Origin of the sequence: Pseudooctadecabacter sp., assembly GCF_020627745.1 — a bacterium.
Taxonomy (GTDB): Bacteria; Pseudomonadota; Alphaproteobacteria; order Rhodobacterales; family Rhodobacteraceae; genus Octadecabacter.
Window position 1 is genome coordinate 20,040 of the sequence record NZ_JAHDGE010000030.1, and the last position, 6,108, is coordinate 26,147.

9 protein-coding genes are annotated in these 6,108 nt (G+C 62.5%); 3 read left to right on the plus strand and 6 right to left on the minus strand.

Going from position 1 to position 6,108, the window contains the following annotated elements; all coding sequences use genetic code 11:
* The coding region (locus QZ653_RS11620) for a metal ABC transporter solute-binding protein, Zn/Mn family (RefSeq protein WP_296420255.1) at positions 1-368 on the minus strand (368 nt) is incomplete at its 3' end.
* Positions 369-439: 71 nt separating this feature from the next.
* Here QZ653_RS11620 and QZ653_RS11625 point away from each other — a divergent pair.
* Genes QZ653_RS11625 through QZ653_RS11635 form a run of 3 tightly spaced genes read left to right on the plus strand, consistent with a single transcriptional unit; the run spans position 440 to position 2,458 of the window.
* Entirely contained in the window at positions 440-910 is a 471-nt protein-coding gene (locus QZ653_RS11625; RefSeq protein ID WP_296420256.1) for a Fur family transcriptional regulator, read from the plus strand.
* 1 nt (position 911) lies between these two features.
* Positions 912-1,664 carry a metal ABC transporter ATP-binding protein gene (locus QZ653_RS11630; protein WP_296420257.1) on the plus strand — a complete coding sequence of 251 codons (753 nt, stop codon included), beginning with the start codon at positions 912-914 and terminating at the stop codon, positions 1,662-1,664.
* Entirely contained in the window at positions 1,664-2,458 is a 795-nt protein-coding gene (locus QZ653_RS11635; protein ID WP_296420258.1) for a metal ABC transporter permease, read from the plus strand. The genes QZ653_RS11630 and QZ653_RS11635 overlap by 1 nt, the downstream gene beginning before the upstream one ends.
* A 46-nt stretch (positions 2,459-2,504) precedes the next feature.
* Here the strand turns inward: QZ653_RS11635 and dtd are convergent, their stop codons facing one another.
* The 5 genes from dtd to QZ653_RS11660 form a co-directional block, all read right to left on the minus strand.
* A complete protein-coding gene (gene dtd / locus QZ653_RS11640) occupies positions 2,505-2,945 on the minus strand; it encodes a D-aminoacyl-tRNA deacylase (protein WP_296420259.1) in 441 nt (146 codons plus the stop codon).
* The gene (locus QZ653_RS11645; protein WP_296420261.1) at positions 2,942-3,850 is read right to left on the minus strand and encodes a carbohydrate kinase family protein; all 909 of its coding nucleotides are present in this window, start codon (positions 3,848-3,850) and stop codon (positions 2,942-2,944) included. Before QZ653_RS11645 ends, dtd begins: the two co-directional genes overlap by 4 nt.
* A 44-nt stretch (positions 3,851-3,894) precedes the next feature.
* Positions 3,895-5,004 (minus strand): TFIIB-type zinc finger domain-containing protein, encoded by a 1,110-nt coding sequence (locus QZ653_RS11650; RefSeq protein ID WP_296420262.1) that lies wholly within the window; start codon positions 5,002-5,004, stop codon positions 3,895-3,897.
* Positions 5,005-5,007: 3 nt separating this feature from the next.
* Positions 5,008-5,520: a cytochrome b/b6 domain-containing protein gene (locus QZ653_RS11655; RefSeq protein ID WP_296420263.1), complete on the minus strand. Its 513-nt coding sequence runs from the start codon at positions 5,518-5,520 to the stop codon at positions 5,008-5,010.
* A 62-nt stretch (positions 5,521-5,582) separates the two neighbouring features.
* Positions 5,583-6,005, minus strand: a complete 423-nt coding sequence (locus tag QZ653_RS11660) for a hypothetical protein (protein ID WP_296420264.1) — start codon at positions 6,003-6,005, stop codon at positions 5,583-5,585.
* Between the last annotated feature and the right edge of the window lie 103 nt (positions 6,006-6,108).

The following is a 6,108-nucleotide window of genomic DNA, read 5'->3' on the forward strand; positions in this document are numbered from 1 at the left end:
TGATCGTGATGGTCTTCGAAGGCCGCGTCTTCGCGCAGCGGCAGGGCGGGCCAGCCTTCGGCGTCCAGCAGGACCAGTTGGTCAACCTCCCCGCCCAATGTGTCCAAAGCCTCATCCAGCCACGGGGTCAGCGCGGGGCCGACCCAGATCACCAGATCGGCAGATTGCACAGCGTCCGCCTGATCGAAACTGAATTGAAAGTCGTGGGGCGATGCCCCGCCTGACACAAGCACGTCCGGCGTGCCCACGCCCTCCATCACCTGCGACACAAGCGAATGGATGGGGGCGATGTCAGTGACCACTTGGGGCACTTCGGCAGTCGCTGACAAAGGCAAGCAGGCGAGGCTGGTCAACAGGGGCAGGCGCATGGGGAGGGGTCCTTGTATCTTTGGGTCAGCAAGGGCATAATGGATATGTTATAACATAACAAGAGCAAAACATGACATCCCGTCCATCCGGTTTTGAAGCCCATGATCATGCCCACTGCGTGCGCACTGCCCTCAGCGCAGCGGAGGCAGCCTGTGCGGCACAGTCTTTGCGCCTGACACCCGTGCGGCGGCGCACGTTGGAGATTTTGCTGGAGGCCCACGAGGCCTTGGGCGCTTATGATGTCTTGGCTCGCTTAGATGCAGATGGGTTCGGGTCAAAGCCGCCCGTGGCCTACCGCGCGCTGACGTTTCTGGTGGAGGCTGGGCTGGCGCACCGGATTGAACGGCTCAATGCCTTTGTGGCCTGTGCGACGCCGGGCGCCGAACATGACCCCGCGTTTTTGATTTGCAACAGGTGCGGCACCGTGGCCGAGGGCGAGGCGCAGGATGCGTTGCAGCCGTCCGCCGTAGCTGCGGGGTTCCAGATTGAGCGCACCGTGGTTGAGGCCACGGGCACATGCCCCGCCTGTCAGGAGGTCTGAGATGGCCTTGATCGAGGCAAGGGACATCAATGTTCGCCATGGGGCCACCCATGCGGTCTACGGCGTGTCCATGTCGCTGGATGCCGGTGAGATCGTCACCATTGTGGGGCCAAACGGGTCCGGCAAATCGACGCTGCTGCGCGCCCTGATTGGCGCTGTGCCCATCGACAATGGCAACATCACCCGCGCGCCGGGCTTGCGGATCGGGTATGTGCCGCAAAAGCTGCATGTTGATCCGACCCTGCCACTGAGCGTGCGGCGATTTTTGAACCTGCCCAAACGCGTGTCCTGGGCCAAGGCACAGGCCGCATTGGCGCGCACGGGCGTGGACCATCTGGCGACGCGCCCCTTGGCGGGCCTGTCTGGCGGGCAATTCCAGCGGGTCTTGCTGGCCCGTGCGATCCTGAATGATCCACAGGTGCTGGTGCTGGATGAACCGACGCAAGGGCTGGATCAACCGGCCTCGGCTGCGTTTTACAAACTGATCGAGGCGTTGCGCGATGAATTGGGTTGCGGTGTTGTGATGGTCAGCCACGAATTGCACGTGGTGATGTCGGCCACCGACCGGGTCATTTGCCTCAACGGTCATATCTGTTGCGAAGGCACGCCCGATGTTGTGACGGCGGCCCCTGCCTATCGCGAATTGTTCGGGACGGGCACAGGGGGCGCGCTGGCGCTCTACCGTCATGACCATGATCACAGTCACCATGGGCACGACCACGACCATTCCCACAGCCATGAGCCTGCCGAATAATGACCTTCCTTGATGATTTCATGATCCGCGCCCTTCTGGCCGCGGTGGGCACGGCGCTGGCCTGCGGGGCGTTGGGGTGTTTCGTGGTCTGGCGGCGCATGGCCTATTTCGGGGATGCAACGGCCCATGCGGCGATCCTCGGGGTGGCGCTGGCGCTGGCGTTTTCGATATCCGTTCCCCTAGGAGTACTGGTGGTCGCGCTTGCGATGGGGGTTCTGATCGGAACCCTGTCGGGGGAGGTGATCTCGCCGGACAGTTTGCTGGGCGTGTTGTCCCACAGCGCGCTGGCCATGGGCCTTGTGGCCGTGTCGCTGATGCCCGAGGCGCGGATTGATCTGGATGCCTATTTGTTCGGGGACATTCTGGTGGTGTCAAAGACGGATCTTGCCGTGATCTGGGGCGGGGCAGTCGTTGTTCTGGGGTTGCTGGTCTGGCGGTGGCAGGCCCTGCTGGCTGAGGTTTTGTCCAATGATCTGGCCCATGCCGCAGGCCTGAACCCCGCACGGGACAGGCTGATGCTGACCCTGCTGGTGGCCACGGTGGTGGCGGTGTCGATCAAGGTGGTTGGGGCCCTGCTGATCACCGCGATGTTGATCATTCCAGCGGCGGCGGCGCGTTTGGTGGCCCGTGGCCCTGAGGGCATGGCAGTCTGGGCGACAGCCATTGGCGTGGTGGCAGCCATCGGCGGGCTTTATGCGGCGCGGGGCTTTGGCACACCGGCGGGGCCGTCGATCATCTGTGCGGCAGCCGCGCTGTTTTGCGTGACCTTTCTGGCCGGTCGTCTGCGCGGCTGAGGTCGGACTTTTCGTCAATTGAGAACGGGCGGAGCCCAAAGCCGGTCTAGGCGTCGGTGTCCATCCAGATGGTCACGGGGCCATCGTTGGTCAGGCTCACCGCCATGTCGGCACCAAAACGGCCGGTTTGGGTGGGCACGATCTGGGCCATTTCGGCAGCGAAGGCTTCGTAGAGCCGTTCCCCCTCTGCGGGCGGCGCGGCCTGAGAAAAGCCGGGCCTGTTGCCGCGTGAGGTGTCGGCGGCCAAGGTGAACTGGCTGACCACAAGGGCCTGACCGCCAATGTCAGAAAGGGACCGGTTCATGCGGCCGTCTTCGTCTTTGAAAATCCGCAGCTTGCCGATTTTTGCGGCGAGTTTTGCGGGCAGGTCGTCTGTGTCGCCCTGCATGGCGCAGATCAGGATTAACACGCCGGCGCCGCAGTCCCCGACCAATTCGCCGTCCACATGGACCTGAGCGGAGGTCACCCGCTGGATCAGCGCCCTCATACTTCGTCAGACCACGGAGGGTTCGCGCCAGCGCGGCTGACAGTGATGGCGGCGGCTTTGACGCCCAACGTCAGGGCGTCGCGGATTTCCCCTTCGCCCAGCGATGCAATGCGCGCTTTGGTCAGACACCCAGCCCGGTCAAGACCCGCCAAAAGGCCCGCGTTGAACGTGTCGCCAGCCCCCACGGTGTCCACGACCTGCGCCTTTTCAGCCGCTACAAAGACCGTATGATCGGCGGTATAGCCGGTGACACCCTTGGCCCCTTCGGTGATGCAGACCAGTTTGGCCCCCTTGGCGACCAGACCACGGGCAAGGGCCGCAAGATCGCCGTCCCCTTCGAGCCAAAGAAGGTCCTCATCGCTCAGCTTGATGACATCGGCGGCCCCCATCATGCGGGTGATGCGCGCGCGGTAGGCGGCCTCATCGCGAATGAATGACGGGCGCACGTTGGGGTCGATCATCGTGACACGGGCCGCAGACTGGTCCAGCATCATCGCCTCATAGATGTCGCCGCAGCCATCCCCCACCAAGGATATGCCGCCGAAAAACAGCGCGTCAGCCGTCACATCCGGCGCGTCAGGCACTGTGCGCATGGCGGAGTTTTCGTCGTAGAACGCATAGGTCGCCTGACCGTCCACCAGTTTCACGAAAGCCACCGTGCAGGGCGCGTCCATGGCGGGCGACGGGCCGTGATCGACCTTCGACGCCTCAAGGGCATCGCGCAAAACATCGCCCAGAAAATCCGATGACATGCCGCAGAAGAACTGCGTCTCAACGCCCAAGCGACCAAGGCCGATGGCGGTGTTGAACACCGCGCCGCCCGGATAGGGTGCGAAGGCAGCCTCACCTTTGGTGGTTTCACGGGGGAGCATATCAATCAGGGCTTCGCCGCAGGCCAGAATCATCGTCGTCTCCAGTTTTTAACGCGCGTAAAGTTTTGAGGGGTGTATCACTGCGTGGTCGCCATCACAAACCCGATGATGCCCGCCACGATGAGACCCAACAGGACGGCGAATGCGATTTTGATGGCGGAATAGGGGCGTTCGCCCTGCACGCGGCCCGTGCGGCCGTTCACCACAAAGCGGTAGGTTTTGCCACGGTATTTGTAGGCGGCCATCCAGACGGGCAGTAGCACGTGTTTGAAGGTCAGCGTGCCGATCTGGGTCTCCACAGATTTGACCCGCTGGTCATCGCCGCCGATGTCGAATTTCACATCGCGGTGGATGATCCGGTCCATATAGGCGCGGGCCTCGACGAAGGCGTCTTCAAGCTGCACCTGATAGCCCTCGGCACGAAATCCGGCGAGGTATTCAGGCTGGTAGGGTTCCATCTCGGACAGGTCCCAAGGTTCCAGCGCGTCGGTGTATTGCTTGGGCAAGGAGGTTGACCCCAGCACCAGCACATCGTCAAAGAACCGCGCCACACGGCCCGACGCCGTGCGCCAGCGGGTTTTGCGGACGCGCACCTGCTGGCGTTTGCCATCGCGCATGACGGTGCGGGTTTCGTAATAATGCGTGCCGCGCGCACCGGTATAGGCGCTTTTGGTGTCGGCATCGAAGGTCCAGTAGGGCACGTAGATGCCCGACATCGTGCGACCCTTTCGGGCATAGTCCTGCAGGCCGTTTGGCGCAAACCACAAAGACCCCAGCCAGTCCGTCATCTTGCCCCGCGCTGATCCTTCATCAAGGGCAAAGGGCAGCAGGCCCTTGGGTTTGATATGGCGGTGGGTGCCCGTGTCGGTGACCACCGGGGTCGCACAAAACGGGCATTCGGTGGCGTGTAAATCGGCGTCGAATTCGACCTGCGCGCCGCAGTTGGGGCAGGACGACACGCGGGTTTCCTCGATTTCTTCAGAAGCCAGATCGCCGGAAACCGCCGTGCGAAAATCGAGTTCGCGCAACGTGCCGCCGCGCCACGGGCCTTCGGTGATCTCATGCGTGTTGCCGCAGTGATCGCAGATCAGGCGGTTTTCGCCCGGATCAAACCGCATATCCGCGCCGCAGTTGTCGCAGGGAAAACGGTGTTCATCGGTGGGGGCGGGGGCAGCGAAAGTATCCATGGGTTACAAATAGCGGTGAAACACCTTGGGCGCCATAATCCGCAGCGCATTATCGCGCAATTTCAGGTGCCGCCACGTGTGAAAACCCGCGTGAAACAGGACGACCCCGGCCAGTGCGTAAAACTGATAGGTGTGGAGCAGGCCGATCCAGTGGTGGGCCTGCGGTTTGTTCAGCGGAACACCGATGGGAATGATCCCGCCCGCTTTCATCTGAAAGGACGCCGTCAGACCCAACAAAAGCCCGCCAAAGGCCACCGCAAACAGCCCCCAGATGATCGTGAGATGCAGCGGACGGTAAAGCGCGCGCGCCCAACCCTGTAATTTCGGGCCGGGACGGCTGTGCAGGCCTGAGCGTAGCATCCACGCGGTCCAGACCAGCGCCAAGGTCACGAAAATCAGGCCCATGGTCGAATGGAACTGGAACACAGCAGGCCCCATGCGGCGCAGGGCGTCGGGGTCGGCAAACAGGAACCAGACAAAAAAGGGCACAATCCCCCAATGGAGCCATTTCAGCATAGTTCGTCGGTGGGGCATGATGTGGCGCATGACAAAGAAACGAAGGTACGGGGGAAGAAGTTTCACAAGATGCCGTGCATGAAACGCGGGGTGATGAGGCGCAACGCGTTGTCATAAAGCGCCGTATGCCGCCAGAACTGGAACAGCCCGTGGAAGGCGCCAAGGCCCAGCAGAACCAACAGCGACGTCCATGCGGGGCCAGGGGACAACAGGCCCGTGAGTTCAGCGGCGTTCAGGGCGGCTGACAGGGCGAGGACGCCGTAGAGCGCACGGTGCATCCAAGGGTATATGGCGCGGGTTCGGGGCCCCAGTTTCGGGCCGGCCTTCCCGATCAGCCCTTTGGTCACCGCAATCCCGACCCAAAGGGCCACACTGACAACAAAGGCCCACCGGACCCAATCGGCGGAGGTGCCTCCTTTGACCATCGCTAGGATCAGCATAAAGACGGCCCAGTGAAGGACAATATGAAGGCGGCGTCGGGTCATGAGAAACATCTAGCGTCGCGCGTGGGGGACGCAAGGGACGACCTTACGGTCGGCGCATGCTGCGGGCGGGGGGCGGTTTTTCTGCGAAAAACCGCTGAGTGGT

Coding starts and splice junctions, on each gene's coding strand:
- QZ653_RS11625 (WP_296420256.1), top strand. CDS start 440: ATGACATCCCGTCCATCCGGTTTTGAAGCCCATGATCATGCCCACTGC.
- QZ653_RS11630 (WP_296420257.1), top strand. CDS start 912: ATGGCCTTGATCGAGGCAAGGGACATCAATGTTCGCCATGGGGCCACC.
- QZ653_RS11635 (WP_296420258.1), top strand. CDS start 1,664: ATGACCTTCCTTGATGATTTCATGATCCGCGCCCTTCTGGCCGCGGTG.
- dtd (WP_296420259.1), bottom strand. CDS start 2,945: ATGAGGGCGCTGATCCAGCGGGTGACCTCCGCTCAGGTCCATGTGGAC.
- QZ653_RS11645 (WP_296420261.1), bottom strand. CDS start 3,850: ATGATTCTGGCCTGCGGCGAAGCCCTGATTGATATGCTCCCCCGTGAA.
- QZ653_RS11650 (WP_296420262.1), bottom strand. CDS start 5,004: ATGGATACTTTCGCTGCCCCCGCCCCCACCGATGAACACCGTTTTCCC.
- QZ653_RS11655 (WP_296420263.1), bottom strand. CDS start 5,520: ATGCTGAAATGGCTCCATTGGGGGATTGTGCCCTTTTTTGTCTGGTTC.
- QZ653_RS11660 (WP_296420264.1), bottom strand. CDS start 6,005: ATGACCCGACGCCGCCTTCATATTGTCCTTCACTGGGCCGTCTTTATG.